General features: G+C 62.3%; 21 protein-coding genes. 9 read left to right on the top strand and 12 right to left on the bottom strand.

The features are described 5' to 3' along the window. Positions 1 to 121 precede the first annotated feature (121 nt). From VCJ09_RS19585 to gatC, 5 genes are all read right to left on the bottom strand, one after another. Complete coding sequence (locus VCJ09_RS19585; RefSeq protein ID WP_324731725.1) at positions 122 to 1,216, bottom strand: calcium/sodium antiporter; 1,095 nt, start codon at positions 1,214 to 1,216, stop codon at positions 122 to 124. A 99-nt stretch (positions 1,217 to 1,315) separates the two neighbouring features. Beyond that, positions 1,316 to 1,687, bottom strand: a complete 372-nt coding sequence (locus VCJ09_RS19580; RefSeq protein ID WP_324731724.1) for a septal ring lytic transglycosylase RlpA family protein — start codon at positions 1,685 to 1,687, stop codon at positions 1,316 to 1,318. Positions 1,688 to 1,912: 225 nt separating this feature from the next. Further along, on the bottom strand, positions 1,913 to 3,361 hold the full coding sequence (gatB, locus tag VCJ09_RS19575; protein WP_324731723.1) for an Asp-tRNA(Asn)/Glu-tRNA(Gln) amidotransferase subunit GatB: 1,449 nt from the start codon (positions 3,359 to 3,361) through the stop codon (positions 1,913 to 1,915). Positions 3,362 to 3,372: 11 nt separating this feature from the next. Further along, complete coding sequence (gatA, locus tag VCJ09_RS19570; RefSeq protein WP_324731722.1) at positions 3,373 to 4,827, bottom strand: Asp-tRNA(Asn)/Glu-tRNA(Gln) amidotransferase subunit GatA; 1,455 nt, start codon at positions 4,825 to 4,827, stop codon at positions 3,373 to 3,375. Next, positions 4,824 to 5,111, bottom strand: a complete 288-nt coding sequence (gatC, locus tag VCJ09_RS19565) for an Asp-tRNA(Asn)/Glu-tRNA(Gln) amidotransferase subunit GatC (protein ID WP_324731721.1) — start codon at positions 5,109 to 5,111, stop codon at positions 4,824 to 4,826. Before gatC ends, gatA begins: the two co-directional genes overlap by 4 nt. 655 nt (positions 5,112 to 5,766) lie before the next feature. On the opposite strand from gatC, the gene mreB reads away from it, so the two are divergent. The 8 genes from mreB to tldD all read left to right on the top strand — a co-directional run bounded on the left by mreB (position 5,767) and on the right by tldD (position 16,832). Next, positions 5,767 to 6,804 carry a rod shape-determining protein MreB gene (gene mreB, locus VCJ09_RS19560; RefSeq protein ID WP_079203152.1) on the top strand — a complete coding sequence of 346 codons (1,038 nt, stop codon included), beginning with the start codon at positions 5,767 to 5,769 and terminating at the stop codon, positions 6,802 to 6,804. A gap of 137 nt (positions 6,805 to 6,941) precedes the next feature. Continuing rightward, on the top strand, positions 6,942 to 7,868 hold the full coding sequence (mreC, locus tag VCJ09_RS19555) for a rod shape-determining protein MreC (RefSeq protein ID WP_407692986.1): 927 nt from the start codon (positions 6,942 to 6,944) through the stop codon (positions 7,866 to 7,868). Then, complete coding sequence (mreD, locus tag VCJ09_RS19550) at positions 7,865 to 8,353, top strand: rod shape-determining protein MreD (RefSeq protein ID WP_079203150.1); 489 nt, start codon at positions 7,865 to 7,867, stop codon at positions 8,351 to 8,353. Before mreC ends, mreD begins: the two co-directional genes overlap by 4 nt. 41 nt (positions 8,354 to 8,394) lie before the next feature. Beyond that, positions 8,395 to 9,015 carry a Maf family protein gene (locus VCJ09_RS19545; RefSeq protein WP_324731720.1) on the top strand — a complete coding sequence of 207 codons (621 nt, stop codon included), beginning with the start codon at positions 8,395 to 8,397 and terminating at the stop codon, positions 9,013 to 9,015. Between the two features lie 67 nt (positions 9,016 to 9,082). Next, a complete protein-coding gene (rng, locus tag VCJ09_RS19540; protein ID WP_324731719.1) occupies positions 9,083 to 10,540 on the top strand; it encodes a ribonuclease G in 1,458 nt (485 codons plus the stop codon). Between the two features lie 31 nt (positions 10,541 to 10,571). After that, the gene (locus VCJ09_RS19535) at positions 10,572 to 14,405 is read left to right on the top strand and encodes a YhdP family protein (RefSeq protein ID WP_324731718.1); all 3,834 of its coding nucleotides are present in this window, start codon (positions 10,572 to 10,574) and stop codon (positions 14,403 to 14,405) included. Between the two features lie 93 nt (positions 14,406 to 14,498). Next, complete coding sequence (locus VCJ09_RS19530) at positions 14,499 to 15,353, top strand: carbon-nitrogen hydrolase family protein (protein WP_324731717.1); 855 nt, start codon at positions 14,499 to 14,501, stop codon at positions 15,351 to 15,353. 36 nt (positions 15,354 to 15,389) lie between these two features. Further along, positions 15,390 to 16,832, top strand: a complete 1,443-nt coding sequence (gene tldD / locus VCJ09_RS19525) for a metalloprotease TldD (protein ID WP_324731716.1) — start codon at positions 15,390 to 15,392, stop codon at positions 16,830 to 16,832. A 42-nt stretch (positions 16,833 to 16,874) separates the two neighbouring features. Here the strand turns inward: tldD and yjgA are convergent, their stop codons facing one another. Further along, entirely contained in the window at positions 16,875 to 17,393 is a 519-nt protein-coding gene (gene yjgA / locus VCJ09_RS19520) for a ribosome biogenesis factor YjgA (RefSeq protein WP_079203144.1), read from the bottom strand. 117 nt (positions 17,394 to 17,510) lie between these two features. Here yjgA and pmbA point away from each other — a divergent pair, with 117 nt between their 5' ends. Beyond that, positions 17,511 to 18,857, top strand: a complete 1,347-nt coding sequence (gene pmbA, locus VCJ09_RS19515; protein ID WP_324731715.1) for a metalloprotease PmbA — start codon at positions 17,511 to 17,513, stop codon at positions 18,855 to 18,857. A 167-nt stretch (positions 18,858 to 19,024) separates the two neighbouring features. Here pmbA and VCJ09_RS19510 read toward each other — a convergent pair whose 3' ends face one another. The 6 genes from VCJ09_RS19510 to lptB form a co-directional block, all read right to left on the bottom strand. After that, positions 19,025 to 19,297, bottom strand: coding sequence for an HPr family phosphocarrier protein (locus VCJ09_RS19510; RefSeq protein WP_324731714.1), 273 nt, complete (start codon positions 19,295 to 19,297; stop codon positions 19,025 to 19,027). Between the two features lie 13 nt (positions 19,298 to 19,310). Continuing rightward, complete coding sequence (rapZ, locus tag VCJ09_RS19505) at positions 19,311 to 20,168, bottom strand: RNase adapter RapZ (protein ID WP_324731713.1); 858 nt, start codon at positions 20,166 to 20,168, stop codon at positions 19,311 to 19,313. 2 nt (positions 20,169 to 20,170) lie between these two features. Then, a complete protein-coding gene (gene ptsN, locus VCJ09_RS19500; protein ID WP_324731712.1) occupies positions 20,171 to 20,644 on the bottom strand; it encodes a PTS IIA-like nitrogen regulatory protein PtsN in 474 nt (157 codons plus the stop codon). Positions 20,645 to 20,659: 15 nt separating this feature from the next. Further along, positions 20,660 to 20,968, bottom strand: coding sequence for a ribosome hibernation-promoting factor, HPF/YfiA family (hpf, locus tag VCJ09_RS19495; RefSeq protein ID WP_079203139.1), 309 nt, complete (start codon positions 20,966 to 20,968; stop codon positions 20,660 to 20,662). Positions 20,969 to 21,157: 189 nt separating this feature from the next. Further along, complete coding sequence (locus tag VCJ09_RS19490) at positions 21,158 to 22,666, bottom strand: RNA polymerase factor sigma-54 (RefSeq protein ID WP_324731711.1); 1,509 nt, start codon at positions 22,664 to 22,666, stop codon at positions 21,158 to 21,160. A gap of 133 nt (positions 22,667 to 22,799) precedes the next feature. Continuing rightward, positions 22,800 to 23,525, bottom strand: coding sequence for an LPS export ABC transporter ATP-binding protein (lptB, locus tag VCJ09_RS19485; RefSeq protein WP_079203137.1), 726 nt, complete (start codon positions 23,523 to 23,525; stop codon positions 22,800 to 22,802). Between the last annotated feature and the right edge of the window lie 2 nt (positions 23,526 to 23,527).

Below are 23,527 nucleotides of genomic sequence, written 5' to 3'. Positions count from 1 at the left end.
CAGCGGCGGCCCGCGGAGCACCGCTCAATTGGCGACCTAGGCCAATGCTAAGCGTCAGCGCAATCCAGGAGCCCCCGCCCTGCGAGGCTTGCTCATTGAGGGCGAGGAGGGTCTCTAGGGTCTAACAGGCCTGGCGCTGCTTTTGCCAGGCGCGTCCGGCGATTACCGCCAGGGTCACCGCAGTCAGCGGCAGCACATAACCGAGCATGGCGTCGCCGAAGGTCTGGGCGAACGGTCGGCCGGTGGCGAACAGCGCCAGGTAGAGGGTGTAGGCCAGGTAGTAGGCGAGGAATAGCAGACCCTCCCAGCGGTTGATGCGGTAGCCGGCAAAGAAGATCGGCAGGCAGGCCACGGCCACGGCGATCATCACCGGGAAGTCGAAGGCCAGGGCGTTCGGCGAGATCGAGATCGGCAGCGGCGAGACCAGCGAGGCCAGACCCAGTACGCAGAGCAGGTTGAAGATATTACTGCCGACGATATTGCCCACGGCGATATCCCGTTCGCCGCGGATGGCGGCGAGGATCGAGGTCGCCAGCTCCGGCAGCGACGTGCCGATGGCCACCACGGTCAGGCCGATGATCAACTCGGACAAACCGAGGGCGCGGGCCAGGCTGACGGCGCCTTCGACCAGGAAGTGGGAGCCGCTCACCAGCAGGATCAGGCCGACCACGATCAGTGCCAGGTTGATCAACCAGGCGTAGGGTTTGGGTGCTGCGTGCAGGCTGAATTCCTTGGCGAACTCATCATCCTCGCTCGTGCTCTTGTCGCGCAGGCTGCTGATGATCAGAAAGCCGGTGTAGGCCACTACGCCGCTGAACAGCAAGGCGCCGTCGAGCGTACTCAGGCTGCCGTCCCAGGCCAGGGCGTAAACCACCAGGCTGGCGCCGATCATGATCGGCACATCCAGGCGGATCAGTTGCCGGGAGACGATCAGCGGTGCGACCAGGGCCGTCATGCCGAGGATCAGCAGGACGTTGGCGATATTGCTGCCGATCACGTTGCCGATGGCCAGGTCGCCACTGCCGTTCAATGCGGCTTGTACGCTGACGGCGGTTTCCGGCGCACTGGTGCCGAAGGCCACTACGGTCAGGCCGATGACCAGCGGCGGGATACCGAATTGCGCCGCCAGCTTGGCGGCGCCGCGGACCAGCACCTCGGCGCCGGCCACCAGCAATACCAAGCCGGCAATCAGGTAGACGAAGGTAATCGGGGTCATTGCACGGGGCTCCAGAAAAGTGCCGCTAGTTTAATCATCGGCGTGCAGTACGCCAGAGGGCGACCAGGGCAATCGCGACTTCTTTGTAAACAGCTATGTTCACTCGGCCAGTTGCTGCACGCGCACCGGCACCACGCCGGCGCGCAGCATATCCAGCTGTTCGGCGGCTTTTTTCGAGAGGTCGATGATGCGTTTCTTGGCATAGGGGCCGCGGTCGTTGATGCGTACCACCACGCTCTTGTCGTTGCGCAGGTTGGTGACCAGTACCTTGCTGCCGAAGGGCAGGCTGCGATGCGCGGCGGTCAGGGCGTGCTGGTCGAAGCGCTCGCCACTGGCGGTTTTCTTGCCATGGTGGCGCGCGCCGTAATAGGACGCCTGACCTTCGGCGCGGTAACCGTGCGGGTCTAGCGGGCCCTGGCTGGCACACGCGCTGAGTAGCAGGCTGATGGTCACGATCAAGAACAGGCGCATGGCGACTCCTTGTCTGGATGGATAGCGCTTCGGGCATCCACCGGATTGTGGAGGAAAACCCTGCGCGGTTTTCCACCCTACGGATAAAGCAACGCCGGGCGGGCCCGGCGTTGTGTGTAGCGAGACATCCGTATCCTGTTAAGAGGATCGGCCCGGCCATTCATGGCCGGTCGTTCGCTGGGCCAACGCAAGCGTTGGCGTATTCTTCAGAAATTTAAAGCAGGCTCAACCTTCGAGCTTTTTCTTCAGCAGTTGGTTCACCTGGCCGGGGTTGGCCTTGCCTTTGGAGGCCTTCATGGCCTGGCCGACGAAGAAGCCGAACATCTTGCCGCGCTTGGCTTCGTCGCTGGTACGGTATTGTTCGACCTGCTCGGCATTGGCCGCCAGCACTTCATCCAGCATGCTTTCGATGGCGCCCGAGTCGGTGACCTGCTTGAGGCCCTTGTTCTCGATCACCTCGTCAGCCGTTGCGCCTTCGCCAGCGGCCAGCGCCTCGAACACCATCTTGGCGATTTTGCCGCTGATGGTGTTGTCCTTGATGCGCAGGATCATCCCACCCAACTGCTCGGCGGAGACCGGCGACTGCTCGATGGCCAGGGCATCCTTGTTGAGCAGGCTGGACAGCTCGCCCATCACCCAGTTGGCGGCCAGCTTGGCATCGCCACACACGGCATTGACCGCCTCGAAGTAGTCGGCCAATTCGCGAGTGGCGGCCAGTACGTCGGCATCGTAGGCGGACAGGCCGAACTGCGCCTCGAAGCGCGCGCGTTTCTCCACCGGCAACTCTGGCAGGCTGGCGCCGATTTCATCGAGGAAGCTCTGTTCGATCACCACCGGCAACAGGTCGGGGCAGGGGAAGTAACGGTAGTCGTTGGCTTCCTCCTTGCTGCGCATGGAGCGCGTTTCGTCCTTGTTCGGATCGTACAGGCGGGTTTCCTGGACGATCTTGCCGCCGTCTTCGATCCGCTCGATCTGCCGCTGTACTTCATGGTTGATAGCTTTTTCGATAAAGCGGAACGAGTTGACGTTCTTGATTTCGGCGCGGGTGCCGTATTCGGCCTGGCCGACCGGACGTACCGAGACGTTGCAGTCGCAGCGCAGCGAGCCTTCGGCCATGTTGCCGTCGCAGATCCCCAGGTAACGCACCAGGGCGTGGATGGCTTTGACATAGGCCACCGCTTCCTTGGCCGAACGAATGTCCGGTTCGGAGACGATCTCCAGCAGCGGCGTACCGGCACGGTTGAGGTCGATGCCGCTCATGCCGTGGAAGTCTTCGTGCAGGCTCTTGCCGGCGTCTTCTTCCAGGTGTGCGCGAGTGATGCCGATGCGCTTGCTGCTGCCGTCTTCCAGGGTGATGTCGAGGAAGCCCTTGCCAACGATGGGGTGATCCATCTGGCTGGTCTGGTAGCCCTTGGGCAGGTCCGGATAGAAGTAGTTCTTCCGGGCGAACACGTTCTGCGGCGCGATGTGCGCGTCGATCGCCAGGCCGAACTTGCAGGCCATGCGCACCGCTTCGGCGTTGAGCACCGGCAGAGTGCCGGGCATGCCGAGGTCAACCAGGCTGGCCTGGGTGTTGGGTTCGGCGCCGAAGGCGATGGCGCTGGCGGAAAAAATCTTCGATTGGGTGCTGAGCTGTGCGTGGATTTCCAGCCCGATCACGGTTTCCCATTGCATGTGAGTCGTCCTCAAAATCCGCTTGGCGCGCGAGTGTGCCAATCAGTGACTTGTTGATATTGGTGCGCCACGTTGAGTAGGCGTCCTTCCTGGAAATACGGCGCGAGCAGTTGCACGCCGACCGGCAAGCCATCGACGAAGCCGGCGGGCATCGACAGGCCGGGAATACCGGCGAGGTTGGCGGTGATGGTGTAGATGTCTTCCAGGTAGGCGGCGACCGGGTCGTTGTTCTTCTCGCCGAGCTTCCAGGCCAGGTTCGGCGTGGTTGGGCCGAGAATCACGTCCACCTCGTTGAAGGCACTGACGAAGTCGTTCTTGATCAGTCGGCGGATCTTCTGCGCTTTCAGGTAATAGGCATCGTAGTAACCGGCCGACAGGGCATAGGTGCCGATCATGATCCGGCGCTTGACCTCGGCACCGAAGCCTTCGCCGCGCGAGCGCTTGTACAGATCTTCGAGGTTGACCGGGTTTTCGCAGCGGTAGCCGAAGCGCACGCCATCGAAACGCGACAGGTTGGAGCTGGCTTCGGCCGGAGCGATCACGTAATAGGCCGGAATCGCATGCTGCATGGCCGGCAGGCTGATGTCCTTGACCGTGGCGCCGAGTTTTTTCAGCTCCTCGACCACGCTCAGCACCGCCTCGGCGATACGGCTGTCGAGGCCGGCACCGAAGTACTCCTTGGGCAAGCCGATGCGCAGGCCATTCAGCGGTTTGGCCAGTGCCGCGAGGTAGTCATCGACCGGCTGGTCGACGCTGGTGGAATCTTTCGGGTCGAAACCGGCCATGGCCTGCAGCATCAGTGCGCAGTCTTCGGCGCTACGGGCCAGTGGGCCGCCTTGGTCGAGGCTGGAGGCGTAGGCAATCATGCCCCAGCGCGAGACGCGGCCGTAGGTCGGCTTGATCCCGGTGAGGTTGGTCAGCGCCGCCGGTTGGCGGATCGAGCCGCCGGTGTCGGTGCCGGTGGCGGCCGGCAGCAGGCGTGCGGCTACTGCTGCGGCCGAGCCGCCGGAGGAGCCGCCCGGTACGCGGGTCAGATCCCAAGGGTTTTTCACCGCGCCGTAGTGGCTGGATTCGTTGGCCGAGCCCATGGCGAATTCGTCCATGTTCAGCTTGCCCAGGGTCACGGTGCCGGCGGCGGCGAGTTTCTCCACCGCGGTGGCGTTATAGGGCGCCTTGAAACCTTGGAGGATTTTCGAGCCGCAGCTGGTCAGCACATCTTTTGTGCAGAACAGGTCCTTGTGGCCGATTGGCGCGCCGAGCAGGGCGCCGGATTCACCCGCGGCGCGGCGGGCGTCGGCGGCCTTGGCCTGGCCTAGAGCCAGCTCTTCGGTGACGCTGATGAAGCTGTTGAGCTGCGGGTCGAGTTGCGCAATGCGTTGCAGCAGGCCGCGGGTCAGTTCCTCGGCGGAAAATTGTTTGGCAGCCAGGGCGCGGGCGATTTCAGCCAGGGTCAGTCGATGCATCACTCAATCACCTTGGGAACCAGATACAGGCCGTTCTCGACGGCCGGGGCGATCGCCTGGTAGGCGTCGCGGTGGTTTTCTTCGGTCACTGCGTCGGCGCGCAGGCGCTGGGTCGCTTCCAGGGGGTGAGCCAGTGGCTCGATACCCGTGGTGTCGACCGCCTGCATCTGATCGATCAGGCCGAGAATATTGTTGAGGGTCTCGGTTGTACGTGGAATTTCGCTTTCATTCAGGCCCAGTCGGGCCAGATGGGCGATTTTTTCCACCTCGGAGCGTTCAAGCGCCATTGAGGTTCTCCAGTAGAGGGCAGCCAATTGAAGTGTGCGTGGGTCGCCATGCCTAAGCAGGGTGTTTACAAATTACTGCACTCGGTCATGCTGCGTTGAAATCAGCCTCAAAATGCTCATGTACTACTCGTACACTCCGCTTTTTCGGCTGATTTCGCCTTGCCTGGCCATCGCTCGCTACTTTTGTAAACACCCTCTAGCAGGCCGTTGAAAAACTCCTGCGCTCGGCTAAGCGGCGTTGAAATCAGCCCGGGGCTCGGCGTCTCAAAATGCTTATGTACAGCTCGTACACGGCGCTTCTGACTCACTTCGCCTGCCCGGCGGGCTAGCCTGCGGTTGTTACTGCGCTCCGTAGCGGCTGAATGCGCCTGGCTACGCGGCCCGGCTTAGCCGTCGCTCGTTATATTTTTCAATGGCCTACGGGGCTGGGCAGGGAACGGATTCAGTGATTGGGTGGTCAAAGGCCGCGATGATGAGCGGTAAAGCCCCGAAAACAGGCAATCTAACATATTGCCGCCTTGCTCAAAATCCCTGTCGTTGTTAGAGTTTGCCGCACTTTTTACCTGCGCGTTACTCGCGCGTGCTTTATGCACACATTACCTGCGCGTTACCCGCGCGTTGCTTTTACCCACGCGTTGCCTAGGGTCCCTCTCCCATGTTCAAAAAACTGCGTGGCATGTTTTCCAGCGATCTGTCGATCGATCTGGGCACTGCCAATACCCTGATTTATGTGCGCGAGCGCGGTATCGTCCTGAACGAGCCTTCGGTCGTAGCCATCCGTACCCACGGCAACCAGAAGAGCGTCGTTGCTGTCGGTACTGAAGCCAAGCGCATGCTCGGTCGCACCCCTGGCAACATCGCAGCTATCCGGCCGATGAAGGATGGCGTGATCGCCGACTTCAGCGTGTGCGAGAAAATGTTGCAGTACTTCATCAACAAAGTTCACGAGAACAGCTTTCTGCAGCCTTCGCCGCGTGTGCTGATCTGCGTGCCGTGCAAATCCACCCAGGTGGAGCGTCGCGCCATCCGTGAATCGGCCCTGGGTGCCGGTGCCCGCGAAGTATTCCTGATCGAAGAGCCGATGGCCGCCGCTATCGGTGCCGGCTTGCCGGTGGAAGAGGCGCGTGGCTCGATGGTCGTCGATATCGGCGGCGGCACCACGGAAATCGCCCTGATTTCGCTGAATGGCGTGGTTTACGCCGAATCCGTACGGGTCGGTGGCGACCGTTTCGACGAAGCCATCATCACCTACGTGCGGCGCAACTACGGTTCGCTGATCGGTGAATCCACCGCTGAGCGGATCAAGCAGGAAATCGGCACCGCCTATCCAGGCGGTGAAGTGCGCGAAGTCGACGTGCGTGGCCGCAACCTGGCCGAGGGTGTGCCACGCGCCTTCACCCTCAACTCCAATGAAGTTCTGGAAGCCCTGCAGGAATCCCTGGCCACCATCGTGCAGGCGGTCAAGAGTGCGCTGGAGCAGTCGCCGCCGGAGCTGGCTTCGGATATCGCCGAGCGTGGCCTGGTGTTGACCGGTGGCGGTGCCTTGTTGCGTGATCTGGACAAGTTGCTGGCCCAGGAAACCGGTCTGCCGGTGATCGTTGCCGAAGACCCGCTGACCTGCGTCGCCCGTGGCGGCGGCAAGGCCCTGGATATGATGGATCGCCACACCATGGACCTGCTGTCCACGGAGTGAGCCGTCTGCGCCAAGTCTCGAGCTGCAAGCCGGGTTTCCACTCGCTTGCAGCTTTTTGTTTGCTGCTTGACGCTTGAGAGGAACTCGCCATAAAACCGCTATTTGCCAAAGGTCCTTCGCTCGGTGTACGCCTGCTGGTGTTCACAGTGCTATCGGCTGCGCTGATGGTGGTGGATGCGCGACTTACCGTGTTGCAGCCGTTGCGCAGCCAGTTGGGTCTTATTGTCGAGCCGGTCTACTGGTTTGGCCGTTTGCCGGTGACCCTATGGGACAGCGCCACTCAGGAACTCAGTTCGCGCAGCGACCTGGCGGCCGAGAATGAAAAACTCAAGGCCGAAAGCCTGATGATGCAGCGGCGGCTGCAGAAACTGGCGGCCTTGACCGAGCAAAATGTGCGCTTGCGCGAGCTGCTCAACTCGTCGGCGTTGGTCGATGATGATGTGTTGGCCACCGAGCTGATCGGTATCGACCCCAACCCCTTCACCCACCGCATCCTGATCGACAAGGGCGCCAAAGACGGCGTGCTGCTCGGCCAGCCGGTACTCGATGCACGCGGCCTGATGGGCCAGGTGGTCGAGGTGATGCCCTACACCTCGCGGGTGCTGCTGCTCACCGACACCACCCATAGCATCCCGGTACAGGTCAACCGCAATGGCCTGCGCGCGATCGCCACTGGCACCGGCAATCCGGAGCGCCTGGAGTTGCGCCATGTGGCCGATACTGCGGATATCAAGGAAGGCGATCTGCTGCTCAGCTCCGGGCTGGGCCAGCGTTTTCCGGCCGGCTATCCGGTGGCGGTGGTCACCGAGGTGATTCATGACTCCGGTCAGCCGTTCGCGATTGTCCGCGCCATGCCGACCGCCAACCTCAATCGCAGCCGCTACATGCTGCTGGTGTTTACCGATCCGCGCACGCCGGAGCAGCGCGCCAGCGATTCGGCCGAGGCCCAGGAGGCGGTGGATCGGCAGTCCCTTGAGCAATCGCCGCACTCGTCGGCAGTGCCTGCGGCGCAGAGCGACGCGCCAGCTACTTCATCCACCACTGCAGCGGAGCCTGGCCAATGATCGCTTTGCGTGCGCGCAATACCTGGGTGATCTGGCTCAGCCTGGCTCTCGCCCTGTTGCTCAGTGTGTCCAGCTTACCCAAGTTCATGGAGGTCGGCCGGCCGCTGTGGCTGGCGTTGTTCCTGACCTACTGGGTGCTGGCCTTGCCCCATCGGGTGGGCATGACCACGGCCTGGTGCACCGGCCTGTTGGCCGATGTGCTGAACGGTACGCTGCTGGGGCAGAATGCCCTGATTCTGACCCTGGTGATCTTCTTGGTATTGAACCTGCAGCAGCGCTTGCGCATGTTCCCCATGTGGCAGCAGAGCATGGTGCTGCTGGTGGTGTTCGGTCTAGCCCAACTGGTCCAGCTGTGGCTCAATGCCTTGACCGGCAACCGTCCGCCGACCCTGGCGTTCGTCTTGCCAGCACTGGTCAGCGCACTATTGTGGCCATGGGTCTGTGTCATCCTGCGCGGTGTGCACAAACGCCTCAGCGTCAATTGAGTGCGGCTGGCCCTGCACGAACTCGACAGGGAGAAGTCCGCATGACTACGCTTTATCTGGCGTCCGGGTCGCCGCGACGTAGCGAATTATTGGCCCAGATCGGTGTGCCCTTCATCACGCAAATCGTCCCCGTCGATGAAAATTCATTGCCAAACGAGTCACCCAGCGCCTATGTAGAGCGTCTGGCCCGCGCCAAAGCGCAGGCCGGACTGGCCGTCTTGGTTGATCCGGGTGATGCTGTAGTACTCGGTGCCGATACCGCGGTGGTCCTCGATGGGCAGATTCTCGGCAAGCCACAGGATCGCGACGAAGCCGTGGCGACCCTGAGCGCGCTGTCCGGTCGCGAGCATCAGGTGCTGACGGCGGTGGCCCTGGCGTCGACTGCCAAGGTGGCTGCGCGGGTGGTCAGCAGTCGGGTGAGCTTTCGGCAGTTGAGCCGTGCAGAGATCGAGGCGTATTGGGCCACCGGCGAGCCCCGGGACAAGGCTGGCAGTTATGGTATTCAAGGGCTGGCGGCAGTGTTCGTCAGCCAGTTGCAGGGCAGTTACTCGGCCGTGGTGGGCTTGCCCCTGTGCGAAACCGCCGAGTTGCTCGCAGAATTCAGCATTCCGTGCTGGCAGACGCTGCCAGTCCATAGTCAAGAGAGCGCTGGCCGCGGGTGAGTGAATCCTTGCGCTGAAGGCTTGGGTTCCCCCCGGTTCGCCGCTTCGCCGGAACAGAGATAGAGCCATGAGTGAAGAGATCCTGATCAATATCACGCCGATGGAGTCGCGCGTAGCGGTAGTGGAAAACGGTGTGCTGCAAGAGGTACACGTCGAGCGCACGCAGAAGCGCGGTATCGTCGGCAACATTTACAAGGGCAAGGTGGTGCGGGTGTTGCCGGGCATGCAGGCGGCGTTCGTCGACATCGGCCTGGATCGCGCTGCCTTTATTCATGCCGCGGAAATTTCCAGCCGTGAAGGCAGTGCGGTGGAAAGCATCAGCGCCCTGGTGCATGAAGGCCAGGCCTTGGTAGTGCAGGTCACCAAGGATCCGATCGGCAGCAAGGGCGCACGGCTGACCACGCAGTTATCGATCCCCTCGCGCTATCTGGTGTACATGCCGCGGACCAGTCATGTCGGCATCTCACTGAGGATCGAGGACGAAGCCGAGCGCGAACGCCTCAAGCAAGTGGTGGCGGACTGCGTGGCGGCTGAAGGCATCGCCGAGGCTGGCGGCTTTATCCTGCGCACCGCCGCCGATGGTGTGGGCGCCGACGAAATTCTGGTCGATATCCGCTACCTGCGCCGCCTGTGGGATCAGATTGCGGCGCAGAAGCAGAGCGCCCCGGCTCCTTCGGTGATCTACGAAGATCTCAGCCTGGCCTTGCGCACCCTGCGCGACCTGGTCGGCATGCGCACCGAGAAAATCCGCATCGACTCGCGGGAAACCTTTCAGAAGATCAGCCTGTTCGTCGCCGAGCTGATGCCGGAAATCGCCGATCGTCTGGAGCACTACCCGGGCGAACGGCCGATTTTTGATTTGTACGGCGTCGAAGACGAGATCCAGCGGGCGCTGGAGCGCAAGGTATCGCTGAAATCCGGTGGTTACCTGATCATCGACCCGGCCGAGGCGATGAGCACCATCGACGTCAATACCGGTGCCTTCGTCGGTCACCGCACCCTCGAAGAGACTATCTTCAAGACCAATCTTGAAGCGGCCACTGCCATCGCTCGGCAACTGCGCCTGCGCAATCTTGGCGGCATCATCATCATCGACTTCATCGATATGGAAGATGAAGAGCACCAACGCCAGGTGTTGCGAACCCTGGAAAAACAGCTGGAGCGCGATCACGCCAAGACCAACATCATCGGACTCACCGAGTTGGGCCTGGTGCAGATGACCCGCAAGCGCACGCGCGAGAGCCTCGAGCAGATACTCTGCGAGCCCTGCGGCTGCTGCCAGGGACGCGGCAAGATGAAGACCCCGGAAACCACCTGCTACGAGATATTCCGCGAGATTCTGCGTGAGGCGCGGGCCTACCAGGCCGAGGGCTATCGCGTGCTGGCCAACCAGAAAGTGGTGGATCGCCTGCTCGACGAAGAGTCGGGCAATGTTGCCGATCTCGAAGCCTTTATCGGCCGGACCATCAAATTTCAGGTCGAGACGATTTACTCCCAGGAGCAATACGATGTGGTGCTGCTGTGAATCCGTCGGCCGTGTTCAAGGTATGAACTGAATGGCGCTTCTGGCCCGTTTGTTGGTGGTGGCGTTGCGCTGGGGGCTGGGCTTGTGCGCACTGGGCCTGGTGCTGGCGGCGCTGTATGTCAGCCTCGGTCGCGAGTTGGTGCCGTGGGTCGCCGAATATCGCCTGGAGGCTGAAGACCAGGCCTCCGCGGCGCTCGGCATGCCGCTGCGTATCGGCAGACTGGAGGGGCGCTGGCAGGGCTTCGTGCCGCTGTTGATCGCCCATGACGTGCAGCTGGGCGAAGGTGTCAGCGCGCTGCGTCTGGATCAGGTACGCCTGACGCTGGACCCGTTCGCCAGCCTGTTTGCGCGCGAGCCGCGGCTGGCCAATCTTGAATTGGATGGCTTGCAGTTCAGTCTGCACCAGGACGAGCAGGGCGCTTGGACGTTGAAGGGGCTGCCGCAGCGCAGTGAGCCCGCAGCCCTGGATGTCGCTCAGGTATTGCAGCAGTTGCAAGCGGTGAACCGGGTGTCGCTGCTGAACAGCCAGGTGACCCTGGAAGCCCATGAGCGGCCGGCCGTTACCCTGACGTACGTCAACCTGACCCTGCGCAATGGCGCGAGTCGCCAGCGTCTGGATGCGCGCCTACTGCTCCCCGATGGCCAGCCGGTTGCCGTGCAACTGCGCACGCGCATGCGAGCCGAGCGCTGGCGCGAGGCGCAGGCCAACCTGTACCTGAGTCTGCCGCAAAGCGATTGGGCGCGCTGGTTGCCGCCGAGCGTGACGCGCGAGTGGCGCCTTGAGCAGTTGCAGGCCGGCGGTGAAGTCTGGCTGGACTGGGCCGATGGTGCCTTGCAGCGTGCCGTTAGCCGCCTGCATGCGCCGCAAGTGGTCGCTGCCTATCGCGAGCGTGAGGCGGCGCAGGTGCAGAACCTCGCCCTCAACGCCTATTTCAACCGCACCGAGCTGGGCTTCGAGCTGCTGCTGGACGATCTCGCCCTGAGCCAGGGGGAGACCCGCTGGGGCGAGGTGCAGCTGGGTATCAGTCATCTTCAGGGCAGTACTGAAGCCGAAGAACAGTGGTCGCTTGGCGCCGATCGCCTCGACTTGGCGCCGCTGCTACCGCTGGTCAAGGCCCTGGCGCCCTTGCCGGACAAGAGTCTGGCGCTGCTCGAAAGCCTGCAGCCGCAGGGGGCCTTGCGCAACATCCAGGTGGACTACCGGCCGCAGGCCGAAGGCGACAAGCGCCTGCAGTTCGCCGCCAATCTCGAGCGCATCGGCTTTGCCGCCTATTTGGCTTCGCCCGCGGCAGAAAACATCAGCGGCAGTGTGGCCGGTGACCTGGGGCAGGGCGAGCTGCGCCTGGCAGCAGAGAATTTCTCCCTGCACCTGGATACGTTGTTCCCCAAACCCTGGCTGTATAGCCAGGCCAACGCCCGGCTGACCTGGCAACTGGATGAGCAGGCCTTCACCCTGCGCAGCCCCTATTTGCAAGTGGTCGGTGAGGAGGGGCCAGTTGCCGGTGACTTCCTGATCCGTCTGATGTTCGATCCCGAGGCCGAGGACTACATGGATCTGCGTGTGGGTCTGCGTAACGGCGACGCGCGTTATACCGAGAAATACCTGCCGACCCGTGCACCTGACTTTAGTCCGCAACTGGCTGACTGGTTGAAAAGCGCGATTCGCGGCGGCAAGGTCAATGAAGGCTATTTTCAATTTCAGGGTTCGCTGATCAAGGGCTCCGCCGATTCCGCGCGCAGCCTCAGCCTGTTCTTCGCCGTGGAAGATGCCGAGCTGGCCTTCCAGCCGGGTTGGCCGGCACTGCGCGAGGCACGTGGCGATGTGTTCATCGAAGACAGCGGCGTGCGGGTACGGGTGGCCGAGGGGCGCATACTCGATAGTCGGGTGCGCAATGCCGAGGCTGACATCCCCCACGCAGCGCCGGGGCAGGCACTGCGGCTGCGGTTGACCAGCGAGCTGGAAAGCAACGTCGTCGATGCCCTGAAGATACTCCAGGATGCACCCATGGGCACTGCCGAGACGTTCGCCGGCTGGCAGGGCGAGGGGCCGTTATCGGGTAGGCTGAAACTCGATCTGCCGCTGCGCAAGGGGCAGGCAGCGGACGCGGACGTGATAGTCGACTTCGCCACCAAAGGTGCGCGGCTGCAGTTGCGCACTCCCGAGCTGGAGCTCAGCCAGCTCAAGGGGGCTTTTCGCTATGACACGGCCAGTGGCTTGAGTGCCCCGGACATTCGCGCGCAAGTCCTCGGCCATGCCGTGCGGGGCAAGGCAATCGCGGAGGGTACCCGCGGCCAGGCGCGCACCCAGATCGAGGCCGGCGGGCAGGTGCCGCTGAGCAACCTGACGGCTTGGCTGGGCGTGACCGCACCGCTGCCTCTGAGCGGTACCTTGCCCTATCGCCTGCGCCTGACTCTGGATGGGGTCGACAGCCAGCTGCGCGTGGATTCCAATCTCCAGGGGGTGGCCGTCGCACTACCAGCGCCCTTCGGCAAAAGCGCCAGCGAGGAAGGTTATGCCGATTGGCGCATGACCTTGAATGGCGCCGAGCGCCGCTATTGGCTGGATTATGCCGATCTGGCGAGTCTGGCCTTTGCGGCACCGCCCGGCCAGTTAGCCGAGGGCCGCGGCGAACTGCGTCTGGGTGACGGCCCGGCGCTGTTGCCGGCGGCGAAGGGTGTGCGCTTGCGTGGGCAAGTCCGCGAACTGGATTGGCCGGCCTGGCAGGCGGCGCTCAAGCCTTATGCCGGTGTGGCGCGCGAGGATGCGCAGCAGGTGTTCAAGGATGCACAGCTGCAGATCGGTCGATTCAGCGGCTTTGGCAGCACTGTCGACAACCTCGGGGTACAGCTTAAGCGTGCGCCTGCAGCTTGGTTGCTTCACCTGGATAGCCAGCTATTGAAAGGTCGGGTCGACTTGCCGGACGCCGACGCGACGCCTATCGCGGTCAACCTGGAGTACCTGCGTTTGCCGGCGGCCGCCGCCAAGGATGCCGCGGTCGAGGACAAGCCGGACCCGTTGCTTGGCGTCGACCCGCGGCAGATTCCGCTTCTCGATCTGCACATCGATCAGGTGCTGCAAGGTACCGAGGCGCTGGGCGCGTGGTCGCTGAAAGCGCGACCGAGCGCTAGGGGGGTGCAGTTCAACGACCTGGATCTGAATCTGAAAGGCTTGCAGCTGACCGGTCGCGCCGGTTGGCAGGGTACGGCAGATGCCAGCAGCAGTTGGTACAAGGGGCGCCTGCAGGGCAAGGACCTGGCCGATGTGCTGCTGGCCTGGGACTTTGCGCCGACGGCCAGCAGTGAAAGCTTTCATCTGGATGTCGATGGGCGTTGGCCGGGTTCGCCGGCGTGGATCAGTCTGAAGCGCTTTTCCGGCAGCCTGGATGCAACCTTGCGCAAGGGCCAGTTCACTGAAGTGCAAGGCCCTGCATCGGCGCTGCGGGTATTTGGCCTGCTCAATTTCAACTCGATTGGCCGCCGTCTGCGCCTGGACTTTTCCGACCTGCTCGGCAAGGGCTTGAGCTATGACCGGGTCAAGGGGCTACTGGTCGCCAGCGACGGGGTGTACGTCACTCGCAAACCCATTACCCTGACCGGGCCATCGAGCAATCTGGAGCTGGACGGCACCCTGAACCTGGCCGATGACCTGGTCGATGCCAAGCTGCTGGTGACCTTGCCGGTGACCAACAACTTGCCGCTGGCGGCGTTGATCGTCGGCGCACCGGCGATTGGCGGGGCGTTATTTCTGGTGGACAAGCTGCTGGGCGATCGCGTGGCACGTTTTGCCAGTGTGCAATACAGCGTCAAAGGCCGTTGGCAGGATCCACAGATCACGTTCGACAAGCCTTTCGAGAAGTCGCGCTGACAGGTTGTTGAAAAAACCGCTGCGCCAGGCGATGCAGCCGATGGCCATGGCTTGTAAGCTGAAGATCCAACCACTCACCGACCTGGAGCGCGCATGACCCTTGCGGTGATTCAAATGGTCAGCCGGGACGATGTGCCGGCCAATCTGCTCCAGGCCCGGCGTCTGCTTGAGCAGGCCGCGGCGGGCGGAGCGCGCCTGGCGGTATTGCCGGAGAACTTCGCCGCCATGGGGCGCCGCGACCTAGCCGCGCTGGGCCGCAGCGAAGCGCGCGGTGAAGGGCCGATCCTGCCCTGGTTGAAACAGGCCGCCCGCGACCTCAAGTTATGGATAGTGGCCGGTACCTTGCCCTTGCCGCCCGCAGGTCAGCCCGAGGCAAAGGCGCGGGCCTGTTGCCTGTTGCTCGACGAGCATGGCGAGCAGGTTGCGCGCTACGACAAGCTGCACCTGTTCGATGTGGAGGTCGGCGACAGCCAGGGCCGTTACCGCGAGTCCGATGATTTTGCCCACGGCAGCCAGGTCGTGGTGGTCGATACCCCCGTTGGGCGCCTGGGGTTGACGGTTTGCTACGACCTGCGTTTCCCTGAGTTGTATGGCGCCCTGCGTGACGCCGGGGCTGAGTTGATCAGCGTACCGGCGGCCTTTACCGCGCTGACCGGTGCGGCGCATTGGCAGATACTGGTGCGGGCCCGGGCCATCGAGACCCAGTGTTACCTGCTGGCCGCCGGTCAGGGCGGCATTCATCCCGGCGGGCGCGAGACCTTCGGCCATTCGGCCATCGTCGATCCCTGGGGTCGGATGTTGGCCGAGCAGGCGCAAGGCGAAGCGGTCTTGCTGGCTAGCCGCGATGCCGTCGAGCAGGCGGCGATTCGCCAACGCATGCCGGTAAGCCGGCATAAACGATTTTTTGCAGCGGCCGAACCACGGCTGCCTGGTTTGGAACAGTCATGAACGAGATGAAACAGCCATGAACGAGATGAAGCAGTTATGAGCGAGATGTTGTTATCCGTCAGTGAGCACCTGTTGGGCCCAGGCGGCTTGACCCTCGACCATCTACCAGGGGTGCTGGGCGAGTTGTCCGGCCCCGGTATCGATGCTGCCGATCTGTATTTCCAGAGCCAGGTGTCCGAGACCTGGGTGCTGGAGGACGGCATCGTCAAGGAAGGCAGTTTCAATCTGGATCAGGGCGTCGGTGTGCGTGCCCAGTCCGGCGAGAAAACCGGGTTTGCCTACAGCAATGCCATCACCGCCGAGGCACTGACCCAGGCCGCCCGTGCGGCCCGCTCGATTGCCCGCGCCGGGCAGAACGCGCGGGTGCAGGCCTTCAGCAGCCCGCAGGTCACTGCCTTGTATGCAGCGGAAAACCCGCTGGACGTAATCGGTCGGGCGCAGAAGGTCGAGTTGCTCAAGCAGATCGATGTGGCCACGCGTGCTCTCGATTCGCGGATCAAGCAGGTCACGGTCAGTCTCGCCGGGGTCTGGGATCGCATTCTGGTGGCGGCGCAGGACGGCAGCCTGGGCGTCGATATTCGTCCGCTGGTGCGTTTCAATGTCAGCGTGATCGTCGAGCAGAACGGCCGCCGCGAGCGTGGCAGCCATGGTGGTGGTGGGCGTAGCGACTACCGCTACTTCATGAGCGAGGATCGCGCCATGGGTTATGCCCGCGAAGCGCTGCGCCAGGCCCTGGTCAATCTCGAAGCGATTCCCGCGCCAGCCGGCACCCTGCCGGTGGTGATGGGCGCCGGTTGGTCCGGCGTGCTGCTGCACGAGGCGGTCGGCCATGGCCTGGAAGGCGATTTCAATCGCAAGGGCAGTTCCGCCTACAGCGGGCGCATGGGCGAGAAGGTCGCCTCCAGCCTGTGCACCATCGTCGACGACGGCACTCTGGTCGGGCGTCGTGGCTCGCTCAGCGTGGATGACGAAGGCACGCCGACGCAGTGCACCACGCTGATCGAGAACGGCGTGCTCAAGGGCTATATGCAGGACAAGCTGAACGCCCGCCTGATGGGGCTGGCACGCACCGGCAACGGTCGCCGCGAATCCTACGCGCACCTGCCGATGCCGCGGATGACCAATACCTACATGCTGGCTGGGGAAAGCGACCCGGAAGAAATCATCCGCTCGGTGAAGAAAGGCATTTACTGCGCCAACCTCGGCGGCGGCCAGGTCGACATTACCAGCGGCAAGTTCGTCTTCTCCACCAGCGAGGCCTACCTGATCGAAGACGGCAAGATCACCGCGCCGGTCAAGGGCGCCACCCTGATCGGCAACGGCCCCGAGGCCATGAGCCGGGTATCGATGGTCGGCAACGACCTGGCCCTGGACAGCGGCGTCGGCACCTGCGGCAAGGACGGTCAATCGGTGCCGGTCGGCGTCGGCCAGCCGACCCTGAAGATCGATGCGATTACCGTCGGCGGCACAGGCTCCTAGGACGTGGGTTAGCCGAGGGCGTTACCCACCTTTACGGCAGGATCAACGCAATCCGCGTTGGGCTTCGTCCAGTTCGCGGATGTACTTGAAGATTTTGCGCGAGGTCGCTGGCGCTTTGTTCTGCGCCAGTTCGTGCTGGGCCTGGCGAATCAACTGCCGCAGGTGTTGCCGATCTGCTTCAGGATAGTCGCCAACAAAGGCTTCCAGGGTGTCGTCGGTACCGTTGATAAGACGGTCACGCCAGCGCTCCAGGCCATGAAAGCGTTCGTTGTACTGACGGGTGGAGGCATCAAGCTGGTCGAGCAGGGTAAGAATCGCTTCGATGTCCTGATCGCGCATCAGCCGGCCGATAAACTGCATATGGCGCTTTTTCGCGGAATTGGCCGTGTGCTTGGGCGCCTCTTCGAGGGCGCGGCGCATTTCGTCGGTCAACGGCAGTTTGTTGAGCAAGTCGGGCTTCAGGGTGGTCAGGCGTTGACCCAGGTCTTGCAAGGCGTGCAGCTCGCGCTTGACCTGGGTTTTACTCTTCTCGCCGGAGAAGTCATCAAGATATTCAGGCATGGGGGGGGTCCAATGGAAAACGCCGCCATGATAGCAAGTATCCAACTGCAAGCGTTCAGCCCGCAGCATCACGCGCGAAGCTCGCAGTAGATCCGGAACAGATTCTTAGGAGTGGTTATGAGTGCAGTAGATAGTGTCGGCCCCGAAGCCGTGCCGCAGTTGCAGGCCCAGGTCGAGCAGATTATCGCCGAGGCGAAGAAGCAGGGCGCCAGTGGCTGTGAGGTGGCCGTGTCGGTGGAACAAGGCTTGTCCACGTCGGTTCGCCAGGGCGAAGTCGAAACGGTCGAATTCAATCGTGACCAGGGTTTCGGTATCACCCTGTATGTCGGCCAGCGCAAGGGCTCGGCCAGCACCTCGGCAAGTGGCGATGCCGCTATCCGGGAAACCGTGGCGGCGGCTCTGGCGATCGCCAAGCATGCGTCGGAAGATGAGGCAGCAGGCTTGGCCGATGCCGAGCTGATGGCGCGCGAGTTTCCGCAACTGGATTTGTATCACGCCTGGGCGGTCAGTCCGGAGCAGGCCATCGAGCAGGCGCTGCGCTGTGAAGCTGCAGCCTTTGCCGCGGACCCGCGGATCAAGAACGCCGACGGCACCACCCTCAATACCCATCAGGGCTGCAGGGTCTATGGCAATAGTCATGGTTTCATCTCAGGCTATGCCAGCACGCGGCACAGCTTGAGCTGTGTGATGATCGCCGAAGATGGCGGGCAGATGCAGCGCGATTACTGGTATGACGTCAATCGTCAGGGCGAGCTGCTGGCCGATGCCGCAGGGATTGGTCAGCGTGCCGCGCAGCGTGCGGTCAGTCGTCTGGGCGCGCGGCCGGTACCGACCTGCGAAGTGCCGGTGCTGTTTTCCGCCGAACTGGCGACGGGGCTGTTTGGGCATTTCCTCGCGGCTATTTCCGGCGGCAACCTGTACCGTAAGTCATCCTTTCTCGAAGGTGCCCTGGGCCAGCAGTTGTTCCCCGAGTGGCTGACTCTCGACGAGCGTCCGCATATTCCGCGTGCCCTGGGCAGTGCGGCCTTCGACGGCGATGGGCTGGCGACCTATGCCAAGCCCTTTGTCGCGGGCGGCGAGCTGGTCTCCTACGTGCTGGGCACCTACTCGGGGCGCAAGCTGGGCATGCCGAGTACGGCCAACTCTGGAGGTGTGCATAATCTGTTCGTCAGCCATGGCGCGGAAGACCAGAACGCGCTGCTCAAGCGCATGGGCCGTGGCCTGTTGGTCACCGAGTTGATGGGCCAGGGCCTGAACATGGTCACCGGCGACTATTCGCGAGGGGCTGGTGGTTTTTGGGTAGAGAACGGCGAGATCCAGTTCCCGGTGCAGGAGGTGACCATCGCCGGCAACCTGCGCGACATGTTCAAACAGATAGTCGCGGTGGGTAACGATCTCGAGCTGCGCAGTAATATCCGCACCGGCTCGGTGTTGATCGAGAAGATGACGGTGGCGGGTAGCTGACGCCAGCCCTAAGCGGCAAGCTAAAAGTAAAAAACGAAAGGGCGCCCATTGGCGCCCTTTCGTTTGGCTGTTTCTCAAGGTTCTCTGTCCCTGGCAATCTAAAGCTGCAAGAAAAACAGGAGGTCAACTGAGTGAATACGAGGGCACACTGCTTGTCGCTTGCGCGCTTATTCGCCTTCGTCGAAGTAGTTGTTGATCAGTTCGACCAGGGAGTTGAGTGCGTCATCGTCCTGCTCACCTTCGGTGTGCAGGTGAATCGGCGTGCCTTTGCCAGCCGCGAGCATCATTACCGCCATGATGCTTTTGCCGTCCACCAGGCTCTCCGGTGCGCGGCCGACCCTGACCTGGCAGGGGAAGCGCCCGGCGACACCGACGAACTTGGCGGCTGCGCGTGCATGCAGGCCCAGTTTGTTGATGATGGTGACTTGGCAGGTGGGCATCGCGGCAGGATCCTTAGCTAAGGTCGCGGTGGCGAACCTGGACGTTTTTCAGAATGGGTTTCAGGGCCTCGCCCAGGCGATTGGCCAGGTATACCGAGCGGTGATGACCGCCAGTGCAACCTATTGCCACCGTGACATAGGCGCGGTTGCTGGCGGCGAAGCGGGGCAGCCATTTCTTCAGGTAGGCGAGGATGTCCTGGAACATTTCCTCGACATCGGCCTGGGCCGCCAGATAATCGGCAACCGGCTGGTCGATCCCGGAAAAATCGCGCAGGTCCGGCTTCCAGTAGGGGTTGGGCAGGCAGCGCACATCGAACACCAGATCGGCATCCACCGGCATGCCGCGCTTGAAGCCGAACGACTCGACCAGAAAGGCCGTGCCTGGCTCCGGTTGATTGAGCAGGCGCAGCTTCAGGCTGTCGCGCAACTGGTAGAGGTTGAGATGGGTGGTGTCGATTTGCAGGTCGGCGAGGTCGGTGATTGGCCCGAGCAGCAGACTTTCATCGGCAATGGCCTCGGCCAGCGAGCGGTTCGCGTTGGTCAGCGGATGGCGCCTGCGGGTCTCGGAAAAACGCTTGAGCAGGGTTTCCTCATCGGCATCCAGGTAGACCACGTCGCACTTGATATGCCGCGCACGGACCTCTTCGAGGATTTCCGGGAAACGCTTGAGCTGGCTGGGCAGGTTGCGCGCGTCGATCGACACGGCGACTTGTGGGTGGAGCAGTTCGGTGTCCTGCAGGGTGCGCTCCGCCAGTTCGGGGAGCAGGCCGGCCGGCAGGTTATCGATGCAGTAGAAGCCGTTGTCCTCAAGGACGTCGAGGGCGGTGCTTTTGCCGGAGCCGGAGCGACCGCTGACGATGATCAAGCGCATGGTCAGGCCCGGTTGAGTTGGCTTTGTATGTCCACCACGACCTGATACAGCGCGTCGCTGCTCTGGGCTTGGCGCAAACGCTCACGCACATCGCTGCGGTCGAGCATGCTGGCAATCTGGCGCAGCAGTTCCAAGTGTTCGTCGGTGGCCGCTTCCGGTACCAGCAGGACGAACAGCAGGTCGACCGGGGCGCCGTCTATGGCGTCGAAGTCCACCGCTGCATCCAGGCGCAACAGCGCACTGATCGGTGCGTTACAGCCCGGCAGGCGACAGTGCGGAATGGCAATGCCATTACCGAAACCGGTCGAGCCGAGTTTTTCACGGGCGATCAGGCTTTCGAAGATGTCTTGGCCATCCAGGTCGGGCAGTTCGCGTGCCACCAGGTTGGCTATCTGTTCGAGTACGCGTTTCTTACTGCCTCCCGGCACGTTCACCAGGGAACGGCCGGGGGTCAGGATATTTTCGAGTCGGATCATAGGAGGGAGGCGATCTCAGCGGGCCATAGCGCCCTGCTGGCGGTCGATCTGCTTTTCCTTGTGCTTGATGAGTTGGCGGTCGAGTTTGTCGGTCAGTAGGTCGATGGCTGCGTACATGTCGTCGTGCTCGGCATTGGCGACCACTTCGCCGCCGGCGATATGCAGGGTCGCTTCGATTTTCTGCTTGAGCTTCTCGACCTCCATGGTGACTTGCACGTTGGTGATCTTGTCGAAGTGGCGCTCCAATCGACCGAGTTTTTCGTCGATATAGTCGCGCAGGGCGTCGGTCACATCCAGCTGATGTCCACTGATGTTGACTTGCATACCGTTTCTCCTTGTTGCCGCGGATGAGAGGCAGGCTACCGGGCCTGCCGCCGGAATACTTTGGCGTGAAAGACGCTGGCAAGTCACACCTGGCGCTGTCGCTCGGGTCTTGGCAGTGTGGCTGCTATCGCGAGAGCGAGGCCGGGTATGACGTATGCCTTGTTTGTGGGTCTTTCGTCGAGTGCCACCTTACATCAATCGCTTACGCTCGCTAGAAGGCGCTATACCAAGCGATTCACGGTATTTTGCGACTGTGCGGCGGGCTACTTGTATGCCCTGTGCCTCCAGTAAACCAGCGATCTTGCTGTCACTCAACGGCTTTTTTGCATTTTCCGCGGCGACCAGTTTTTTGATGATGGCGCGGATCGCCGTCGACGAGCATTCGCCGCCTTCGGAGGTGCTGACGTGGCTGGAGAAGAAATATTTCAGCTCATAAATACCACGTGGGGTGTGCATGAATTTTTGCGTGGTGACCCGCGAAATGGTCGACTCATGCATGCCCACCGCCTCGGCGATGTCGTGCAGGACCAGTGGCTTCATCGCCTCGTCGCCGTAGTCGAGAAAGCCGCGCTGGTGCTCGACGATCTGGGTGGCGACCTTCATCAGGGTTTCGTTGCGACTCTGCAGGCTCTTGATGAACCAGCGCGCTTCCTGCAGCTGGTTGCGCATGAAGGTGTTGTCGGCGCTGGAGTCGGCGCGTTTGACGAAACCGGCGTATTGCGCATTGACCCGCAGGCGCGGCATGGCTTCCTGGTTCAGTTCTACCAGCCAGCGTTCGTTGTGCTTGCGCACGATGACGTCAGGCACCACGTATTCTGGCTCACTCGACTCGATCTGCGAGCCGGGGCGCGGATTGAGGCTCTGGATCAGTTCGATGACCTGGCGCAGCTCGTCTTCCTTGAGCTTCATGCGGCGCATCAGCTGGCTGTAGTCACGACTGCCGAGCAGGTCGAGGTAGTCGTTGGCCAGGCGTTGAGTCTCGGTCAGCCAGGGTGTCTTGGCTGGAAGCTGGCGCAGTTGCAGGAGCAGGCACTCGCGCAGGTCGCGGGCGGCAATGCCGGCTGGCTCGAACTGCTGGATGCGGTGCAGTACGGCTTCCACTTCGTCGAGCTCGATGTCCAGGTCCGGGTCGAAGGCTGCGACGACTTCCTCGAGGCTTTCTTCCAGGTACCCCTGATAGTTGATGCAGTCGATCAGGGTGACCCCGATCAGCCGATCCTTGTCGGACATCGGCGCCAGATTGAGCTGCCAGAGCAGGTGACTCTGCAGGCTTTCGCCAGCCGAAGTGCGAGTAGTGAAGTCCCACTCGTCATCGTCGTTGCTCGGCAGGCTGCTGGCGCTGGTCTGATAGACGTCTTCCCACGCGGTGTCGACCGGCAGCTCGTTGGGGATACGTTCGTTCCATTCGCCCTCTTCCAGGTTGTCCACGGTCTGTGGGGTTTCCTGGTGGTTGTTGTCCTGGTAGGACTCTTCCTGCTGAGGGGCGGGCGCCGGGTTTTCGGCGCCGTCGGCCAAGGGGTTCGCGTTGTCGAAGTCGTCACCGTCTTCTTCGCGCTCGAGCATCGGGTTGGACTCCAGGGCCTCCTGGATCTCTTGCTGCAGATCTAGGGTAGACAATTGGAGTAGGCGAATAGCCTGTTGCAGCTGCGGGGTCATCGTCAGCTGCTGGCCCATTCTCAGGACTAGCGATGGTTTCATTGCAGACCTTATTTGCCGGCGTCTGTGCGCAATCCACTACAGGGCGCCGTAGCGCCACAAGGAAGCAAATTATATGCCTGATCTGCAGTGGTTTGCCTAGCTCTGGCTGCTGTTCGGTTGAGGAAAACCGCTGTTACAGGCGGAACTCGTGCCCCAGGTAAACGTCTTTGACCAGTTGGTTGGCCAGAATAGCATCGGCATCGCCTTCGGCAATCAGTTGGCCGTCGCTGACGATGTAGGCTGTTTCACAGATATCCAGGGTCTCGCGGACATTGTGGTCGGTGATCAGTACGCCGATTCCCTTGGCCTTGAGGTGGTGGATAATCTGCTTGATGTCGCCGACCGAGATCGGGTCGACTCCGGCGAAGGGTTCGTCGAGCAGGATGAATTTTGGTGCGCTGGCCAGGGCGCGGGCGATTTCCACGCGACGGCGTTCACCACCAGACAGGCTCATGCCGAGGTTGTCGCGGATGTGGCTGATATGGAATTCCTGCAGCAGGCTTTCCAATTCTTTGCGACGACTGGCCCGATCCAGCTCCTTGCGGGTCTCGAGGATGGCCATGATGTTGTCGGCCACGCTGAGCTTGCGAAAAATCGAGGCTTCTTGCGGCAAGTAACCGATACCGGCGCGGGCGCGGCCGTGCATCGGCAGGTGGCTGACGTCGAGGTCGTCGATCAGTATGCGGCCCTGATCGGCCTGCACCAGGCCGACGACCATGTAGAAACAGGTGGTCTTGCCCGCGCCGTTGGGGCCGAGCAGGCCAACGATCTGCCCGCTGTCGATGCTCAGGCTGACGTCGCGCACGACTTGGCGGCCTTTGTAGCTCTTGGCCAGGTGCTGGGCTGTCAAAGTGGCCATTG

The organism is Pseudomonas paeninsulae (assembly GCF_035621475.1).
Taxonomy (GTDB): Bacteria; Pseudomonadota; Gammaproteobacteria; order Pseudomonadales; family Pseudomonadaceae; genus Aquipseudomonas; species Aquipseudomonas paeninsulae.
The sequence above is the reverse complement of the archived record's forward strand: the minus strand, read 5'-3'. Positions and strand labels throughout refer to the sequence as shown.